At 61.3% G+C, this 18661-nt stretch carries 16 protein-coding genes; 11 read left to right on the forward strand and 5 right to left on the reverse strand.

Going from position 1 to position 18661, the window contains the following annotated elements; all coding sequences use genetic code 11:
• Window positions 1-75: 75 nt before the first annotated feature.
• Complete coding sequence (locus tag FIV35_RS09805; protein WP_034139160.1) at window positions 76-1032, reverse strand: glucokinase; 957 nt, start codon at window positions 1030-1032, stop codon at window positions 76-78.
• Window positions 1029-2855 (reverse strand): phosphogluconate dehydratase, encoded by a 1827-nt coding sequence (gene edd, locus FIV35_RS09810; RefSeq protein WP_034100262.1) that lies wholly within the window; start codon window positions 2853-2855, stop codon window positions 1029-1031. The genes FIV35_RS09805 and edd overlap by 4 nt, the downstream gene beginning before the upstream one ends.
• Before the next feature lie 221 nt (window positions 2856-3076).
• On the opposite strand from edd, the gene gap reads away from it, so the two are divergent.
• From gap to FIV35_RS09845, 7 genes are all read left to right on the forward strand, one after another.
• The gene (gene gap / locus FIV35_RS09815) at window positions 3077-4078 is read left to right on the forward strand and encodes a type I glyceraldehyde-3-phosphate dehydrogenase (protein ID WP_034114997.1); all 1002 of its coding nucleotides are present in this window, start codon (window positions 3077-3079) and stop codon (window positions 4076-4078) included.
• Window positions 4079-4208: 130 nt separating this feature from the next.
• Complete coding sequence (locus FIV35_RS09820) at window positions 4209-4727, forward strand: RNA polymerase sigma factor (RefSeq protein WP_034114998.1); 519 nt, start codon at window positions 4209-4211, stop codon at window positions 4725-4727.
• Window positions 4728-4802: 75 nt separating this feature from the next.
• Window positions 4803-5771, forward strand: coding sequence for a FecR family protein (locus FIV35_RS09825; RefSeq protein WP_034139161.1), 969 nt, complete (start codon window positions 4803-4805; stop codon window positions 5769-5771).
• A 115-nt stretch (window positions 5772-5886) separates the two neighbouring features.
• On the forward strand, window positions 5887-8451 hold the full coding sequence (locus FIV35_RS09830) for a TonB-dependent receptor (protein WP_034139162.1): 2565 nt from the start codon (window positions 5887-5889) through the stop codon (window positions 8449-8451).
• 136 nt (window positions 8452-8587) lie between these two features.
• Window positions 8588-9196, forward strand: coding sequence for a biliverdin-producing heme oxygenase (locus tag FIV35_RS09835; protein WP_034139163.1), 609 nt, complete (start codon window positions 8588-8590; stop codon window positions 9194-9196).
• A 147-nt stretch (window positions 9197-9343) separates the two neighbouring features.
• Window positions 9344-9745, forward strand: coding sequence for a YbaN family protein (locus tag FIV35_RS09840; protein WP_034139164.1), 402 nt, complete (start codon window positions 9344-9346; stop codon window positions 9743-9745).
• Window positions 9746-9881: 136 nt separating this feature from the next.
• On the forward strand, window positions 9882-12020 hold the full coding sequence (locus tag FIV35_RS09845; protein ID WP_034139165.1) for a methyl-accepting chemotaxis protein: 2139 nt from the start codon (window positions 9882-9884) through the stop codon (window positions 12018-12020).
• Between the two features lie 110 nt (window positions 12021-12130).
• Here FIV35_RS09845 and FIV35_RS09850 read toward each other — a convergent pair whose 3' ends face one another.
• A complete protein-coding gene (locus FIV35_RS09850; protein WP_034139166.1) occupies window positions 12131-12694 on the reverse strand; it encodes a nitroreductase family protein in 564 nt (187 codons plus the stop codon).
• Between the two features lie 140 nt (window positions 12695-12834).
• On the opposite strand from FIV35_RS09850, the gene FIV35_RS09855 reads away from it, so the two are divergent.
• From FIV35_RS09855 to FIV35_RS09870, 4 genes are all read left to right on the forward strand, one after another.
• Window positions 12835-14262, forward strand: a complete 1428-nt coding sequence (locus FIV35_RS09855) for a di-heme oxidoreductase family protein (protein ID WP_034139167.1) — start codon at window positions 12835-12837, stop codon at window positions 14260-14262.
• 31 nt (window positions 14263-14293) lie between these two features.
• Entirely contained in the window at window positions 14294-15358 is a 1065-nt protein-coding gene (locus FIV35_RS09860) for an imelysin family protein (RefSeq protein ID WP_034100282.1), read from the forward strand.
• Window positions 15359-15360: 2 nt separating this feature from the next.
• A complete protein-coding gene (locus FIV35_RS09865) occupies window positions 15361-16458 on the forward strand; it encodes a DUF1513 domain-containing protein (RefSeq protein WP_034139212.1) in 1098 nt (365 codons plus the stop codon).
• A 90-nt stretch (window positions 16459-16548) separates the two neighbouring features.
• Window positions 16549-17649, forward strand: coding sequence for a hypothetical protein (locus tag FIV35_RS09870; RefSeq protein ID WP_146374968.1), 1101 nt, complete (start codon window positions 16549-16551; stop codon window positions 17647-17649).
• Window positions 17650-17715: 66 nt separating this feature from the next.
• On the opposite strand, the gene FIV35_RS09875 is transcribed toward FIV35_RS09870, so the two are convergent.
• Together FIV35_RS09875 and FIV35_RS09880 are read right to left on the reverse strand one after the other, a co-directional pair.
• Complete coding sequence (locus tag FIV35_RS09875; RefSeq protein ID WP_034100283.1) at window positions 17716-17943, reverse strand: hypothetical protein; 228 nt, start codon at window positions 17941-17943, stop codon at window positions 17716-17718.
• Entirely contained in the window at window positions 17940-18659 is a 720-nt protein-coding gene (locus tag FIV35_RS09880; protein WP_034139168.1) for a lipopolysaccharide kinase InaA family protein, read from the reverse strand. Before FIV35_RS09880 ends, FIV35_RS09875 begins: the two co-directional genes overlap by 4 nt.
• Window positions 18660-18661: the final 2 nt, after the last annotated feature.

Here is an 18661-nt window from a genome sequence, read left to right on the forward strand (position 1 = left end):
GTTGTTATGGGGTGTTGTTGCTGGCCTCATCGGGGGCAAGCTCCCTCCCACACGGCTGTGGGTGGCTATCACTGCCTAAGCAAATGCCTGTTCTAACGCCACACCCGCCCCGGTCAAGCCGGAATACGGCGCCGTCACCAGCCACACCGGAATACCGTTGAAGTACTCGCTCATGCAGCCTTTGTCACGAAAGCTCTTGGCAAAGCCGCTGTGGATAAAGAAGTCGGCAAATCTCGGAATCACCCCGCCCACGATATACACGCCGCCGCGCGCGCCGGTGGTGAGCACGTTGTTACCGGCCACACGACCCAGCCAGATGCTGAATTGATCCAATACTTCCATGGCGATCGGATCGCCGGCCAGGCCTGCCGCCGTGATGGCTTCGGGCGTGTCCAGCACCGGCACATGACCGTCCACCGCACAAATCGCCCGATACAGACGCGGCAAGCCGCCGCCGCTCAAGGCAGTTTCGGCGCTGACGTGGCCGATCTCGGTGTAGATGTGCTGCCACAGCTGGGTTTCCCGTGGGCTGCTCAGGGGCAGGTCGACATGGCCGCCCTCCCCCGGCAACGCCGCGAACCGGCCGGCGCCAAGGTCCAGCAAGGTGCCGACCCCCAGCCCGGTGCCTGGGCCGATCACCACCGCTGGGCGCAACGGCTCGGGCGTGCCTTCGCAAACCACGCGGAATTCGTCGGGTTGCAGGCGCGTCATGCCCAGGGCCATGGCCGAGAAATCGTTGACCAGCAGCAGTTCATCCACCTGCAACGTTTTGCAGAATGCGGTCTTGCTCAAGCGCCAGTGATTGTTGGTGAATTTGAACTCATCGCCACTCACCGGCCCCGCCACCGACAGGCACACCGCGCCGATGTCGCCGACGCTCAGGCCCTCTTCCTTGAGGTAGACCTGGATGGCCGCCTCCGGGCTGTCGTGATCCGCCGTGGCGTGCACGCGGATCGAATGCAGGGCTTGATCCCGCCACAACGCGAAACGGGCGTTGGTACCACCGATGTCACCGACCAGCGCTAACTTCACTTAAGCGTCTCCAGGGCAGAGGTAAAGGCGCTGGCGCCCTGCTCTGCGGAGCTTGCGGCCAAGCGCATAAATGCAAACAGCTCGCGACCGGCCCCCACGTTATTCCCCAACAGGCCCGTGGCAGGCGCTCGCGCTGCAAATTCTTCGGCGTCCACCTTAAGCTCCAGGGTGCCTTTGACGCCATCCACGCGAATGATATCGCCATCGCGCACGCGCGCCAGCGGCCCGCCGCTTTGGGCTTCGGGGTTCACATGGATCGCGGCGGGAATCTTACCCGACGCGCCGGACATGCGCCCGTCTGTTACCAACGCCACTTTGAAACCACGGTCCTGCAACACACCAAGGAACGGCGTCATTTTGTGCAGTTCCGGCATGCCATTGGAGCGCGGGCCCTGGAAGCGCATCACCGCCACGAAATCTTTTTCCAACTCGCCGGCCTTGAACGCGTCGGCCAGGTCCTGCTGGTCCTGGAACACCACCGCCGGCGCTTCGACGATCTGGTGCTCAAGGGCCACGGCGGAGACTTTCATCACACCACGACCGAGGTTGCCTTCCATCACCCGCAGCCCGCCTTCGGGCGAGAACGCACGGGCCACCGGGCGCAGGATGGCTTCGTCGAGGCTCTCGATGGGGCCGTCGCGCCAGATCAGCTCGCCGTCGACCAGGAACGGTTCCTGGGTGTAGCGGCTCAGGCCTTTGCCGGCCACGGTGTTGACGTCTTCATGCAACAGCCCGGCTTCCAGCAGTTCACGGATCAGGAACGACATACCGCCCGCTGCCTGGAAGTGGTTGATATCGGCTTTGCCGTTTGGATAAACGTGGGACAGGGTCGGCACCACCTCGGAGAGGTCGGCCATGTCCTGCCAGGTCAGGATGATGCCCGCCGACATGGCGATGGCCGGCATGTGCAGGGTGTGGTTGGTGGAGCCGCCGGTGGCATTCAGGGCCACGATGGAGTTGACGATGGATTTTTCGTCGACGATCTCGCCGATCGGTGTGAAGTTGCCGTTGGCCTTGGTCAGCCGCGTCACCTGGTGCGCGGCTTCGCGGGTCAACGCATCGCGCAGCGGTGTATACGGGTTGACGAACGACGCGCCCGGCAGGTGCAGGCCCATCACTTCCATCAGCAGTTGGTTGGTGTTGGCGGTGCCGTAGAAGGTGCAGGTGCCGGGGCTGTGGTAGGACTGCATCTCCGATTCCAGCAGCTCCTCACGGCTGGCCTTGCCTTCGGCGTAGCGCTGGCGCACATCGGCTTTCTGTTTGTTGGAGATGCCCGACGGCATCGGCCCGCCGGGCACGAAGATCATCGGCAAATGCCCGTAGCGCAGCGCGCCCATCATCAGGCCGGGCACGATCTTGTCGCAGATGCCCAGCATCAGCGCCGCATCGAACATGTTGTGGGACAGCGCCACCGCCGTGGACATGGCGATGACTTCACGACTGAGCAGGCTCAGCTCCATGCCCGGTTCGCCCTGAGTCACGCCGTCGCACATCGCCGGAGTGCCGCCGGCGAATTGGCCGACCGAGCCCACTTCGCGTAGGGCTTTCTTTATTTGTTCAGGGAAATGTTCGTAGGGCTGATGCGCCGAGAGCATGTCGTTATATGAAGAAACAATTGCCACGTTGGCGGCATTCATCATGCGCAGGCTCTGTTTGTCTTCGGTGCCGCAACCGGCCACGCCATGGGCAAAGTTGGCGCATTGCAGCTTACCGCGCATCGGACCGTCGCTGGCTGCGCCGCGGATGAGCGCAAGGTAAGCCTCGCGGGTGGCGCGGCTGCGGGCGATAAGCCGTTCGGTGACCTCAAGGACGCGGGGATGCATGTGTAGAACTCCAGGCTAACGGATGTGGCGACCTGAGTGTCTATGCTGATCAAACGCCCACAGCGCATGGGATGGCAGGGTGTCGTTTGGATCATCGGACCAGTTGATTCAGGTCACTCGTTGTAGATTGAACAAAATATTGCCACTAAAAAGGCTTGTTTTCTATTTTTATGCGAATAATCTTGTAATTCTTACAACAAATCGACGACAGGCACTTTCCAATGACTCTTCGTATCGCAATCAATGGTTTTGGCCGTATCGGCCGCAATGTCCTGCGCGCACTGTATACCCAAGGCTACCGCCAGGATTTGCAGATCGTCGCCATCAATGATCTGGGCGACAGTTCGATCAATGCCCACTTGCTCAAATTCGATACCGTACACGGTACTTTCGATGCAGAGGTCGCCCACGATCAGGAAAGCCTGACCGTCAACGGTGACCGGATCGCCGTCAGTGCCATTCGCAACCCGGCCGAGCTGCCGTGGGCCGCGCTGAATATCGACGTGGTGTTCGAATGCACCGGTCTGTTCACCGACCGCGCCAAAGCCGCCGCCCATATCAGCGCCGGCGCGCGCAAGGTGATCATCTCCGCCCCCGCCAAGGGCGCGGACGCCACCGTGGTCTACGGCGTGAACCATGACATTCTGCGCCAATCCCACCAGATCATCTCCAACGCTTCGTGCACCACCAACTGCCTGGCGCCGGTGGCCCAGGTGCTGCACCGTGAGCTGGGCATCGAAAGCGGCCTGATGACCACGATCCACGCCTACACCAACGACCAGAACCTGACCGACGTTTACCACACCGACCCATACCGCGCGCGTTCGGCCACCCAGAACATGATCCCAAGCAAGACCGGCGCTGCCGAAGCGGTCGGCCTGGTGCTGCCGGAACTGGCGGGCAAACTAACCGGCATGGCCGTGCGCGTGCCGGTAATCAACGTGTCCCTGGTGGACCTCACCGTGCAACTGAAGCAAGAAGCCACGGCCGAGCAAGTCAACGCGCTGCTCAAGGACGCCAGCCAACACTCCAAGATCCTCGGCTACAACACCCTGCCGCTGGTTTCCAGTGACTTCAACCACAACCCGCTGTCGTCAATCTTCGATGCCAATCACACCAAGGTCAGCGGTAAATTGCTGAAAGTGCTCGCCTGGTATGACAACGAGTGGGGCTTCTCCAACCGTATGCTGGATAACTGCCTGGCACTCTGCAACGCCGAGTAATGGTGGTTGCGCGGGAGGGGGGCAAGCCTCCTCCCGCATTGGCTTTGCATTGAGCAACAGAGGAATAGCCACTTGCCATTTGCATTGATGATAAGCATTATCATTAACTGCCTATCGGTCTGGTGTCACTGTGAGCCAATCTCGCTTCAACCATGTCTTCCTCACTCAACGGGCGATTCTGCTGCGCACCCTGCAACGCATGGTGCATAACCACAGCACCGCCGAAGACTTGCTGCAGGAAACCTACCTGCGCGTGACCCGGGCCCTGAACGAGCGGCCGATCGATCACCTGGAACCTTTCGTCTATCAAACAGCGCGCAATCTGGCGTTGGATCATCTACGCGCGCGCAAAATCCAGGCCCGCACCCTGCAAGAAGACGTACCGCTGCAGATTCTGCAAAGCGTCGTCGCCCCCACCACCACCCCCGAGGACGCGACCCAGGCCGAGCAACTGCTGGAGCACCTGAGCGTCAGCCTGGGCCAATTGAGCGCGCGTCAGCAGCAGATTTTCATCCTCAGTCGCCTGCACGGTTGCAGCTATCAGGAGATTGCCGACCAGTTGGGTGTGTCCTTGAGCACGGTGCAGAAGGAACTGAAATTGATCATGGCCATCTGCGTAGGTGTGGCCGAACGGCTGGATCAGTCTTAAGCTGCATCCCACAGAAGTGTCGACGCAGGCCGTAGGAAAATTGAATAAAAACGTGGCGAAGACCCGAGGAACCCCGTGACCGACCCCAATAACCCGCGCCCCGAAGCGCTGGCGCATGAGGTGCTGCAAGACCCGGCGATGGACCAGGCCCTCGATTGGCTGATCGCCCTGCAGTGCCCGCAGCCCGGCCAGCAGGCTGAGTTCCAAGCCTGGCTGGCCCGCGATCCGGCCCATGCTCACGCCTTCGATAAAGCCCAAGGCGCCTGGGGCGGCGCGCCGGTACACAGCGCCGCCGTGGCCCTGGCCGCGCCGCGCAAACCCAGCGCCTGGCGCCGTATCCAACCGCACTGGAAACCCCTGGCTACCGCCGCCGTGCTGGTAATCGGGCTGTTCAGCTTCAGCAGTCTGCCGATGCGCCTGCAAGCCGACCACCTCACCGTGGTCGGTGAACGGCAGCGCCTGCAACTGGAAGAAGGCGCCAACGTGTTGCTCAACACCAACTCGGCGTTTTCCAGCCGCGTTCAGAACCACCAGCGCATCGCCCGCCTCTATCAGGGCGAAGCGTTTTTCGACGTGACGGCCACCCATGGCCTGCCCCTGGAAATCGATGCCGGCCCGGTGCGCGCCAGCGTAAGTGACACCGCGTTCGCCGTGCGCTACCTCAATGGCGAGGCACAAGTGCAGGTGCAACGCGGCGATGTGGACCTGAGCAACACCTTCGACGACGCCCGGGTGCGCCTGAGCGCCGGGGAAAGTATCCGCATCGGCCCCAAGGGCTTCGGCCAGCCGGCCAAGCTGGATGCCAACAAAGACCTGGCCTGGGTGCGAGGCCGGCTGATTTTCGAAAACTGCCCTTTGAGCGAGGTGCTTGCCGAACTACGTCGCTACTACCCCGGCTGGATCGTCAACACCAACGAGCAACTCGCCAGTGTGGCCGTCACCGGTAATTACCGCCTCGACCAACCTCTGGATGTAGTGCGCTCACTGGCCCACATCACCTCCGCCACGCTCTCGGAATACCCCGCGCTGGTGATCTTGAACTAAATGAGAATTATTTTTACTCGATAGCCAGCGGTGGTACGTCTCGTCTTAGCCAATGCAACTAATTCCTATTTGGAAAGGTTCGCAACTATAAGATTCGTACCCCGGAGCGCTCTCGATGTCCTCTCGTTTCAACCGCCGGTCTTCTTCGCCCGTTCTGTCCTTGCTCACCGCCGCCATCCTGTTGGCCGGCATACCCGCCGTCAGCGCCACGGCCGCCGAACAGGCGCCGCGCAGCCACGGCAATTATCAATTCAGCATCGAACAACAGCCGCTGGTCTCGGCCCTCAATGCCTTTACCGCGGTGACTGGCTGGCAAGTGGGCCTGCCGGCGGAACTCGGCCAGGGCGTGTCCTCTCCGGGCGTGCGCGGCCCATTGCCGCCGGATAAAGCCCTGGATCGGCTGTTGGTGGGGACCAACCTGAGCTATCGCAAACTGGGCAATAACAACATTGTTCTAGAGAGACGCGCCGCCGGCAGCACCCTGAACCTGCAACAGGTGACCATCAGCGCCACCCGCAACGCCCAGGACGTCGACAGCGTACCGAGCACCGTCAGCGTGCACGAGCGCGAGGGACTCGACCGCCAGAACGTCAATACCATTCGCGACCTGGCCCGCTATGAACCTGGGGTTTCGGTGGGCGGCGCCGGCACCCGTTCGGGCAATGCCGGTTTCAACATCCGCGGCATCGACGGCGACCGCATTCTCACCCAGGTGGACGGCGTGGAAGTGCCGGACAACTTCTTCAACGGCCCCTACGCCAAGACGCGCCGCAATTATGTCGATCCGGAAATCGTCAAACGCGTGGAGATTCTGCGCGGCCCGGCCTCGGCCCTGTATGGCAGCAGCGCCATCGGCGGTGCCGTGAGTTACTTCACCCTCGACCCGGACGACATCATCAAGCCCGGCCAGGATGTCGGTGCGCGCCTGAAGACCGGCTACAGCTCCGCCGACGAGAGCTGGCTGACCTCCGGCACCTTCGCCGGCCGCGTGGGCGACGTCGACGGTTTGCTGCACCTGAGCCAGCGCAACGGCCATGAAACCGAATCCTACAACGGCAACAACGCCACCGGCCTGGCCCGCACCGGCGCCAACCCGGAAGACGCACGCACCACCAACGTACTGGCCAAGCTCGGGTGGAACTACGGCGAGGATAACCGCCTGGGCCTGACCTACGAAAAGTACAAGGATGACCGCGACGTCAACTTGAAGAACGCCGTGGGTGGTCCGTTCATCGGTGGCCGAGGGTTCAACCTGTACCGTGATCGTCGAGGCAACGACACCATCACCCGCGAGCGTTTCGGCCTGGAAAACAGCTTCGCGCTTGAGTCGCCGATTGCCGATCGCATCAAGACCAGCCTCAATTACCAGATCGCCAAGACCGACCAGACCACCGCCGAGATCTATCAGTCAGGCCGTCGCGTCCTGCGCACGCGCGACACCCTGTACCAGGAAAAACAGTGGGTTTTCGATGCGCAGTTAGACAAAGCATTCAGCCTGGGTGCCACCGATCACCAAGTGACTTACGGCACCACCCTCAAGCAGCAGAAGGTCACCGGCTCGCGGGAGGGCAGCGCGACGTGCCTGGCCGTCGGCAGCGGTTGCACCGCCATCGGCGCGCCCAGCCCAATGGCCAGTGACAGCGTGAAGAAGTCCAGCGACTTTCCCGACCCGACCATCAACACCTACTCGCTGTTCGCCCAGGATCAGATCGCCTGGGACAAATGGACCTTCCTGCCGGCCGTGCGCTACGACTACACCCGGCTCAAGCCCAAGCTGACCCAGGAGTTCCTCAACACCGTCAACCCGACCGGCGCGGACCCGGTGAGTGACAAGGAAAAAACCTGGCACCGTATAACGCCCAAGTTTGGCCTGACGTATGCCCTGACCGATCAATACACCTGGTTCGGCCAATACGCCGAAGGTTTCCGTACACCGTCCGCCAAGGCCCTGTACGGGCGCTTTGAAAACCTCAATCTGGGCTACACGGTCGAACCGAACCCCGACCTCAAGCCAGAAACCAGCAAAGGCGTCGAAACCGGAATTCGCGGCAAGTTCGACGAGGGCTCTTTTGAAATCGCGTTGTTTTATAACAAGTACCGCAACTTTATCGACGAAGACAATGCCGTCGTCGGGGGCACGGTTGAACAGTTCCAGGCGGTCAATATCAAGCGCGCCACCATCAAGGGCGCGGAAGCCAAAGGCCGCCTGAACCTGGATGCTTTCGGCGCCCCGCAAGGCCTCTATACCCAGGGTGCGGTTTCCTATGCCTACGGCCGCAACGACGATAACGGCGAGCCGCTGAACAGCGTCAACCCGCTTAAGGGCGTATTGGGCCTGGGCTATGACCAGGACAACTACGGTGGCCTGTTGAGCTGGACCCTGGTGAAAAAACAGAACCGCGTTGACAGCAGTACCTTCCACGCGCCGGACGGCGATACCAGCGGCCCGTTCAAAACCCCAGGATTCGGCGTGGTCGACCTGACGGCCGTCTACAAAGTGACTGACGACGTGACCATCAACGGCGGCGTCTACAACCTCACCGACAAGAAATACTGGAACTGGGATGACGTGCGCAGCTACGACAGCGTCGGCGAAGCGGCTGTGACCGGTCCGGCCAACCTCGACCGCCTGACCCAGCCCGGGCGCAACTTTGCCGTCAATGTGATCTGGGATATCTGACCGCATCGACCTCACTTCGCCGAAATGTCAGCGGCGAGGTGAGGATTTTTTACTGTGCTGCGTCTTCTTGTTCGTCTAGTTGATAACCACTCTCTTTAAGAACAACCCGGCGCCCCCCCCTATCAAGGACTTTTTCATGACCGCTTCCCCTACCGCAGAACGCCCAAGCCTGCGCTCCCAGCGCCTGAACCAGATCACCCACGCCCCGCACGCCAAGCTCGACGCGCTGGTCAAGGCCCACGCCCCATTCGAGACCCAGGCCAACTTCGCGCGGTTCGTGGTGGCGCAATACCAGTTCCAATCGGAACTGGTGGCGCTGTACACCGATCCCGAGCTGATCAAGCTGGTGCCGGACCTGGCCGAACGCTGCCGCGCCGAAGCCGCCAGGCTGGACCTGGCCGACCTGGAGACCGACGTGCCAGCCCCGGTCCCGGGCGCACTGAAAAACCCAAGCAAGGCCGAAGCCCTGGGCTGGTTGTTTGTGTCCGAAGGTTCCAAGCTGGGCGCTGCGTTCCTGATCAAGCGTGCCGTGGGCCTGGGCCTGAGCGACACCTTTGGTGCACGTCATTTGGGTGAGCCGGCCGGCGGACGCGCCGAAGGCTGGAAAAGCTTCACCCGCACCCTGGATGCACTGCAATTGAGCGCCGAAGAAGAAGCGGCAGCGGAAAAAGGCGCGATTGACGCGTTTGTACGCTTCACCGTTTTGCTGGAACAGGCGTACGCTAGCGCCCCAGAACTGGCCTGATCTCGCTTTTGAAATGCAATCGACTGTAGGAGGGGGCTTGCCCCCGATGACGGCGGGTCAGTTACCTATTTGTTGGCTGATGCACTGCAATCGAGGCCAAGCCCCCTCCCACCTTTGTCTTTGTTTTTTCCCGAATCTGCATATCCCATGACCCGCCAGACCCAATCCACTTCGAAAATCGCCCAGCTCCTCTTCGGCCTGCTGGCTTATGTGAGCCTGGGCATCGGCTTGATTGCGATTGTGGTGCCGGGGTTGCCCACCACCGAATTCATCCTGCTGGCCGCCTGGGCCGCGACCAAAAGCTCGCCGCGCCTGAGCGCGTGGCTGGAGAACCACCGCCTGTTCGGACCGATCCTGTTCAACTGGCGCAACGGCAAGATCATCGCCCGTCGCGCCAAAATCAGCGCCACCGTGAGCATGTTGCTGTGCGCGATCCTGATGCTGGTGATGCTCGACCATGGCTGGCCGGTGTACCTGGCAATCGTCGGCATGAGCCTGGGCAACGTGTGGATCTGGTCGCGCCCCGAACGGCTGCCAGCCCCCGCGTAACAAAGGCTGTAGTTGTTTTCCTACCGCTTATCGCCTTCTACTCATGAATCGATCCGTTGCGCCGATGTTGCAGACATAGCGCTGAATGGACTTGGCCGTGCCTTGCCCACCACTACGTCCATTCGTGAGTGAACCTATGTTCGACACCCTCTCCATCCGCTTGAAAATCGTGCTGTTGTCCGGGCTTTGCCTGTTAGGGGTGATTGCGCTGGTGGTCAGCATCAACATTTACAACACCAACCAGAATGATCAACTGGTCAGTGACTCAAGCTCACGCATGCTCACTGACGGCGTGGAACAGTTGCTGCAGGCCAAGGCGGCCGAACAGGCGGTGCAGTTGCAGGAAACATTCGGCGACAGCCTGCTGGCGCTGACCGCACTGGCCGACCAGATCAAGGACCTGCGCATCATGGCCAGCAAGCGTGGCCTGGAAGCCGGCGCGCTGCGCGAAGACATCAACCAGAGCGTGAAAACCACGTTTGATCGCAACAGCAAAGTGCTGGGTTTCTGGCTGTCGTTCGAACCCAACGCTCTGGATGGCAAGGACAGCGAATTCCTTGATGACAAGGCCCGCGCTTCCAATGAGAAAGGGCGCTTCTCCAGTTATTGGAGCCGTGCCGGCGGCGAAAGCTTGAACACCATCATGGTTGAAGAGGACCTGAACAAGACCACTCTGACCCTCAACGGTACGCCCTACAACATCTGGTACACGTGCCCACGCGACACCCGCAATACCTGCCTGCTGGAACCCTATGAAGATACGGTAGGTGGCAAAAAGGTACTGATGACCACCATCGCATCGCCGTTGATTGTAGAAGGCAAGCTTATCGGCGTCGTCGGCGTGGACATTGCGCTGACCGCCTTGCAGGAAACCACCGACGTCGCACAAAAAGACCTGTTCAACGGGGCTGCGCACCTGGAGATTCTCTCCAGCAGCGGTCTGATTGCGGCCTACAGCGGCGAACCGGCCAGGGTCGGCAAGAATTTGATCGACACCCTGGGTGAAGAAGGCAAGGAGATCGTGCAGTTGCTGGCAAGTGACAGCCGCATGATCCGCGAACAGGGCGACACCATCCGCGCGGTGTACCCGGTCAAACCACTCGCCGATGCCAAGCCTTGGGGCGTGGTGATCAAACTGCCCAAAAGCGTGATGCTGGCCGATAACGTCAAGCTCCAAGCGGTACTCGACGAAGCCCAGGCCAGCGGCACAATCAAGGCGCTGCTGGTAGGGGCTGCTGCCGGCCTGCTGGGCCTGCTGCTGATCTGGCTCACCGCCACCGGCGTGACCCGTCCGATCAACAGCGTGGCGGCCATGCTCAAGAACATCGCCAGCGGTGAAGGCGACCTTACGCAGCGTCTGGCCTACGCCAAAAAGGACGAACTAGGCGAGTTGGTGAACTGGTTCAACCGCTTCCTCGACAAGCTGCAGCCCACCATTGCACAGATCAAGCAAAGCATCACCGAAGCCCGGGGCACGGCGGATCAATCGTCGGCCATTGCTCGCCAGACCAGTGAAGGCATGCAAGTGCAGTTCCGCGAAATCGACCAGGTGGCCACCGCCTCCAACGAGATGAGTGCCACGGCCCACGACGTCGCCAACAGCGCCTCCAACGCCGCCAGTGCGGCGCGCGGCGCCGACCAGTCGGCCCGTGAAGGCATGCAGATTATCGAGAAGAGCACCCGCGACATCACCACCTTGGCCGACGAAGTCAGCAAAGCGGTGGGTGAAGTCGAAGCGCTGGCGGTCAACAGCGAGCAGATCGGCTCAGTGCTGGAGGTGATCCGCAGCATCGCCGAGCAGACCAACCTGCTGGCGCTCAACGCGGCGATCGAAGCAGCACGCGCCGGGGAAAGCGGACGCGGATTCGCGGTGGTGGCCGACGAAGTGCGCAACCTGGCCAAGCGCACTCAGGATTCGGTGGAGGAAATCCGCCAGGTAATCGAACGCATCCAGAGCGGCACCCGTGGCGTGGTGGCGACCATGCATTCCAGCCAAAGCCAGGCCCAGAGCAATGCCGGACAGATCCATCAGGCCGTGCAGGCCCTGGGCAAGATCAGCGACGCAGTTACGGTGATCAGCGATATGAACCTGCAAATCGCCAGCGCCGCCGAGCAGCAGAGCGCCGTGGCCGAAGAGGTCAACCGCAATGTCTCGGCGATCCGCACCGTGACCGAAACCCTTACCGGCCAGGCCACCGAATCGGCGGCCATCAGCAGCCAGCTCAATGCGTTGGCCAGCCAGCAGATGAAGCTCATGGATCAGTTCAAGGTTTAACAAATACCATGGGACCAATGTGGGAGGGGGCTTGCCCCCGATTGCAGTGTGTCAGTCAACTCATCTGTAGCTGACACATCGCTGTCGGGGGCAAGCCCCCTCCCACCTTGTCAAAGACCGGGCCAAGCCTGCACAAACGCCGCCACATCTTCCTTCGGCGCCGTACGCGGCGGGTTCTGCGGTGTGCCCAAATAGAGGAAGCCAATCACTTCCTCATTCGTCGCCAGCCCCAAGCCCTTGGCGACGTGGGCCGAGTAGGACAATTCGCCAGTGCGCCACACCGCGCCTATTCCTTGGGCGTAAGCCGCCAGCAGAATGCCGTGGGCGGCGCAGGCGGCTGCCAGCAGTTGTTCGGATTTTGGCACCTTGAAATGCTCCTGCAGACGCGCGATCACCACCACCACCAGCGGCGCCCGCAACGGACCATTCTGGGCCTTGTCGATGGCGGCCTGCGGGGCTTGGGGGTCTTGCAGGCGCGCGGCTTCGGCCAGCAGCGTGCCCATTTGCTCACGCGCCGCGCCTTCAACGGTGAGGAAGCGCCACGGACGCAGTTGACCGTGGTCCGGCGCGCGCATGGCGGCGGCGAAGAGCACCTCGCGCTGCGCCGGGGTCGGTGCCGGCTCCAGCAAACGCGGCACGGAAACACGGTTGAGCAAAGCGTCGAGAGCCTGCATTGGCCACCTCCAGAAAAAAATGTGCGGTCATTCTAGCGGGAATGAACCGTGAGTCCATCAAACGATAATTGCTCTTATTCAATCCGCCCCGCCCTGTTAGACTTTGCGCCCACCTTTTTCGCATTCGTTCAGGAAACTCGATGTTCCGTTCGCTTTTTCGTCTGTCTGTCGCATGTATGGCCCTGGGCCTGACTGCGTGCGACAACGCCCCGCGCTTTACCCAGGCCGAGCCCGGTGAAGCGCGCGCCGGCGGTGCGACGACGGTAAACAAAGGCGACCAGAACGCGTTTTCCCTGCCCTCGGCCAACCTGTCACCCACGCGCCGCCTGGACTTCAGCGTCGGCAACAGTTTTTTCCGCAGCCCCTGGGTGATTGCACCGTCCACCACCACCGCCCGTGATGGCCTGGGCCCGCTGTTCAACACCAATGCCTGCCAGAACTGCCATATCAAGGACGGTCGCGGGCACCCGCCGCTGGCCGATGCGCCCAACGCAGTGTCCATGCTGGTGCGCCTGTCGATACCGGATGCACCGCCCTACGCCAAGCTGATCGAACAACTCGGCGTGGTGCCGGAGCCGGTGTACGGCGGGCAATTGCAGGACATGGCCGTACCGGGCGTGGCGCCGGAAGGCAAGGTGCGGGTCGACTACACCCCGGTCAACGTGACATTCAAAGACGGCACCGTGGTCGAGCTGCGCAAGCCGAACCTGCAAATCACCCAACTGGGCTACGGCCCGATGCACCCCGACACGCGTTTCTCCGCCCGCATTGCGCCACCGATGATTGGCCTGGGCCTGCTCGAAGCCATCAGCGACGCGGATATCCTGCGCAACACCGATCCAAAAACCGCCGACAAAGACGCCATTGTCGGTCGGCCGAATTGGGTCTGGGACGACGCCCAGCAGAAAACCGTGCTGGGCCGGTTTGGCTGGAAAGCCGGGCAACCCACGCTCAATCAACAAAATGTTCACGCGTTCTCTGGTGATATGGGCCTCACCACCACCCTGAGGCCCTTCGATGACTGCACCGACGCCCAAGTCGCCTGCAAACAGGCGCCCAACGGGAATGGCCCCGACGGCGAGCCGGAAGTCAGCGATAACATTCTGCGCCTGGTGCTGTTCTACACTCGCAACCTGGCCGTGCCGGTGCGCCGCGATGTCGACGCACCGCAGGTGCTGGCCGGGAAAAACCTGTTCTATCAGGCCGGTTGCCAGGGTTGTCACAAGCCGACGTTCACCACCGCCGCCGACGCCGCCGAGCCTGAATTGGCCAATCAAGCCATCCGTCCATACAGCGATTTGTTGTTGCACGACATGGGCGAAGGCCTTGCCGACAACCGCAGCGAATTCAAGGCCGGTGGCCGTGACTGGCGCACGCCGCCGTTGTGGGGCATCGGTTTGACGCAAACCGTGAGTGGTCATACCCAGTTTCTGCATGACGGCCGCGCCCGCAACCTGCTCGAAGCCGTGCTCTGGCATGGCGGCGAGGCCCAGGCGGCGCAGCAGCATGTGCTGTCTTTCAATGCCGAACAGCGCGCTGCGTTGCTGGCGTTTCTGAACTCTTTATAAGCTTCGCCCCAATTACAGAAGGGAGCTCGACATGTTCCGTCCCAAGTTGTTGTTCACCAGCCTGGCCGCCCTCGCCCTTGGCGCCTGTTCGCCCCAGGACCCGCAAGCCGTGACCTCGGCGGCCATCGCCAAGCAAGTGATCCTGCCTACCTACAGCCGCTGGGTCGACGCCGACCGCCAATTGGCAGTCAGCGCGCTGGCCTACTGCCAAGGCAAGGAAAGCCTGGACACCGCCCGCGCCGATTTCCTGCACGCACAAAAGGCCTGGGCCGAGCTGCAACCGCTGCTGATCGGCCCGTTGGCCGAAGGCAACCGCGCGTGGCAAGTGCAGTTCTGGCCGGACAAAAAGAACTTGGTGGGTCGCCAGGTCGAGCAACTGGTGGAAGCCCAGCCGCAGATCGACGGCGCCGCCCTGGCCAAGGCCAGCGTGGTTGTGCAAGGCCTGTCGGCCTACGAATACATCCTCTACGACGCCAAGACCGACCTCGCCGACAGCGCCCAGAAAGCCCGCTATTGCCCGCTGCTAATGGCCATCGGTGAGCGCCAGAAAGCCCTGGCCGAAGAGATCCTGGCTAGTTGGAACAGCACCGACGGCATGCTCGCGCAGATGAGCAAATTTCCGAACCAGCGTTATGCCGATTCCCACGAAGCGATTGCCGATCTGCTGCGTGTGCAGGTGACCGCGCTGGACACCCTGAAGAAAAAACTCGGCACGCCCATGGGTCGCCAGACCAAAGGCATCCCGCAACCGTTCCAGGCCGATGCCTGGCGTAGCCAGTCGTCGCTGCAAAGCCTGGAGGCCAGCCTCGCCGCCGCCCAGACCGTGTGGGTCGGCGTCGACAATAAAGGCTTGCGTGGCTTGCTGCCGTCGGATCAGAAAGCCTTGGCCGACAAGATCGACGCCGCCTATGCCGCGTCCCTGAAACTGTTCGCCAGCAACCAGCGCAGCCTCAACGAACTGTTGAACGACGACGCCGGGCGTCAGCAACTCAACGACCTCTACGACAGCCTCAACGTGGTGCATCGCCTGCATGAAGGTGAGCTGGCCAAGGCGCTGGGGATCCAACTGGGCTTTAACGCCAACGACGGTGACTGATGATGCTCAGGCGACAGGCTTTGGCGATTGGCAGCGTGCTGCTCAGCGCGCTCACTCTGGGCGGCTGGACGCTGTTCAAGCACAAGGACAACGGACCGTTGCTGCTGTCGGCGCGGGATGATGGGGACGGCAAGCACTACGCCGTGGGCTATCGCCTGGACGGCACGCGGGTGTTCGCCACCCAGGTCGGCCAGCGCTGCCACGACATCATCAACCACCCGACGCTGCCGATTGCGCTGTTTGTGGCCCGTCGTCCGGGCACCGAGAGCTACCTGATCGACCTGCGCGATGGCGCGCTGCTGCAAACCATCGCCTCAAACGCCAATCGCCACTTCTATGGCCACGCGGTCATCCACAAGAGTGGCGAGTGGCTGTACGCCACCGAAAACGATACCTCCGACCCCGGCCGCGGCCTGCTCGGTGTGTACAAGTTCGAGGGTGAGCGCCTGGTGCATAGCGGCGAGCTGTCCACCCATGGCATCGGCCCGCACCAAGTGTCGTGGATGCCCGACGGCGAAACCCTGGTGGTGGCCAATGGCGGCATCCGCACCGAAGCGGAAAGCCGCGTGGAGATGAACCTCAACGCCATGGAGCCGAGCCTGGTGCTGATGCGCCGCGACGGCACGCTGATCAGCAAGGAAACTCTGGACCAGCAAATGAACAGCGTGCGCCATATGGGTATTGCCAGCGATGGCACGATTCTGACCGGGCAACAGTTTATGGGCCCTTCCCAGGAGCGCTCCGAACTGCTGGCCATCAAGCGTCCCGGACAACCGTTCGTGGCGTTTCCCGTGGCCGATGCGCAGCTGCAAGCCATGGGGCATTACACCGCCAGCGTGGCCGTGCACAGCGAGTTGCGCTTGGTCGCCTTGACGGCCCCGCGCGGCAATCGCTTCTTTATCTGGGACATGGACAGCGGTGAGCTGCGCCTGGACGGCCCACTGCCCGACTGCGCGGGCGTGGGAGCGGTGGCGGATGGCTTTGTGGTCACCTCGGGCCAGGGCCGTTGCCGCTTCTACGATTGCCGGCAGAAACAGTTGGTCGCTAAACCGTTGGAATTGCCGGCCGGGCTTTGGGATAACCATCTGCACCTGGTCTGAATATCCCGACAGATTCAAGCGCCCTTTGGAACCGTAACGCGCGAATGGTCACTCAGCAGATTCATATCAGTACGACATCTCGAGGTGACCATGACGATCAGCAGTCCCCTATCCCGCCATTTCTCCCAGGTGCTGACGCCAGCATCGGTTAACCGGACCGATGCAAGATCCACTATTGAGAAACAATCTTCCTGGGGAATGGAAAACCCAGGCACTAGTGCTAGAGCGTTCGCAAGTACATTCACCAGCGCGGTTATCGAAAGCAATCACCGCGCGCTCAGAGACCCGCATTCACCACTGAAAAACCCGGACACGCAGGGGACGATGGCAAATAAGGCCAACACGGCTTCACTCAGTGAGAAAAATACTGACTTTGCCCCCACCGCTGCTACGGGACGGCCGCAAGGCGACCATCGCACGGCAGAACAGATTATCAGCGAAAATCCCATTTTGAATAACCTGCCCTCGTCTGTCTCGAAGGAGGCGATGTTCAAGCATCTGAGTGACTGGACCAGCAGTAATCCGGATCCAGAGAAACGAGCAGATGCAGCCTTCAATGCCGCACGCCTGTTCAATTACATTGATGGGCTCGAAGCGAAGCAATCCGCTCGAGGCGACAGCAAGCAAGGTGACGGCAAGATCAAGGGTGAGTACTGGTCCCCGCTCCCGCCGCCCTTCGATGAGGTCTCGATCGAAGAAAATTCCGAGGCCGCTCTGGTTAAAAAATTCAGCGAAGAGGGTTACGCCGCCTTGGGCAATCAAGGCGCACCGCTTGCCTCAGAGAATGAAAAAGCCGCTGAGACAATCCCGACTTCGGCTTCCGGGCGGCCTGAAGGCGATGGACGCACGGCGGATCAAATTCTCAGCGCGAATCCGATCGTTGCCCGGTTGGAATCATCCTTGGCAAAGCAACCTGGTGGCGCTAAAACGTTGGAGAACCTCAAAGCGCTGACAGGCGATTGGAGCGAGAACAATACGAATGCCGACTCGCGTGCCGACGCCGCGTACAACATCGCGAAAGTAGCCAACTATTTTGACGCAAACCCCACCTACAATCGGCTTGATGAGGCGTTTGATAACATCGGCCCTGGCCACCTGACTGGCTTCACCCGCAACGGCGCGAACCCAGGCACTGAAGCAAGCGCCCTGATCGACTTCAGCAATAGAGGCTACACGGCCTTGGCGGGATGATTAAAATTGCGGCACATTGAAAAAATGCCTCGCAGTGCGAGGCATTTTAGGTGGGTTTGAATCGTTTCAACTCTGCGGCCTCATCCCTTGAGACATTCCGAACATGAACAGCAACAGTTCATGATCGGGCTTGGCCGCGGTGCTCGCCTTGGCGACACGCGGCAACAGGCATTGCGCGCCGCCCTGCGACGCGCTGAGTACCTGGGTGCGAGGCTGCTCCCAGGCGGCCAGCGCCAAGGCTGCTACGCCTAACGCTCCCACCAAAAAAAAACCTCGTGCTATTTCTAGCTTCATCTGGTTAAGCCCTTGATAGCGCTGCCAAACGCCGTCTCGTAAAAGTAGCTGAGTTTTTCCCAGTCAGCGCTGCTCCACGACGAATGGCGCCGCAGTTGCAGCATGTCGTGGGAAGCCGCCCGATAAGCGGTCAGGCGCTGGCGACATTTTTCAAAATCCAGCAACGCCACTTCGACGTTGGCCGAGTCACCCTCGCCCGTCACGCGCGCAAAAATATGCTTGATGTACAGACAGCCGTGCTGCCAGCGCCCCTTGTGCATACGTGCCAGGGTGGTCGCCACTTCCTTGAGCAGACGCTCATGCACCTGTTCACCGTACTGCTCACGGCCACCGGCGGCATACCATTTTTCGATCTCGTCGAAACCGTCCAGTGAAGCTGTCACCAACAAGGCCTTCCATTGGTGGTCGGTATCGCGACGTGCCTCGCAAAACACCATTTCCGGGACTCGCACGTCCAACAGACGCAGACCGTTGAGCGCGTCACGTTCGCGCAGCACCGTGGGGCGCCCGAAGGGATGCAACCAACTGCGGTAAATATGCCCGGTCTGCCGCTTGCAGTAGAGCAAACGCCCGCTGGCACTTATAACCCGCTGTACACCGCTTTCACCGCCGCGCCGACGGTTGGGCTCTTCCACCCATTCGCCCTGCTGACGCCAGAAATAGTCAAATCGTTCTTCTGGAGCTACGTGACTGCCTGCTACGCACTCAACTGCCATCC

Source organism: Pseudomonas rhodesiae, from assembly GCF_007858255.1.
In the GTDB taxonomy this organism is placed as follows: Bacteria; Pseudomonadota; Gammaproteobacteria; order Pseudomonadales; family Pseudomonadaceae; genus Aquipseudomonas; species Aquipseudomonas rhodesiae.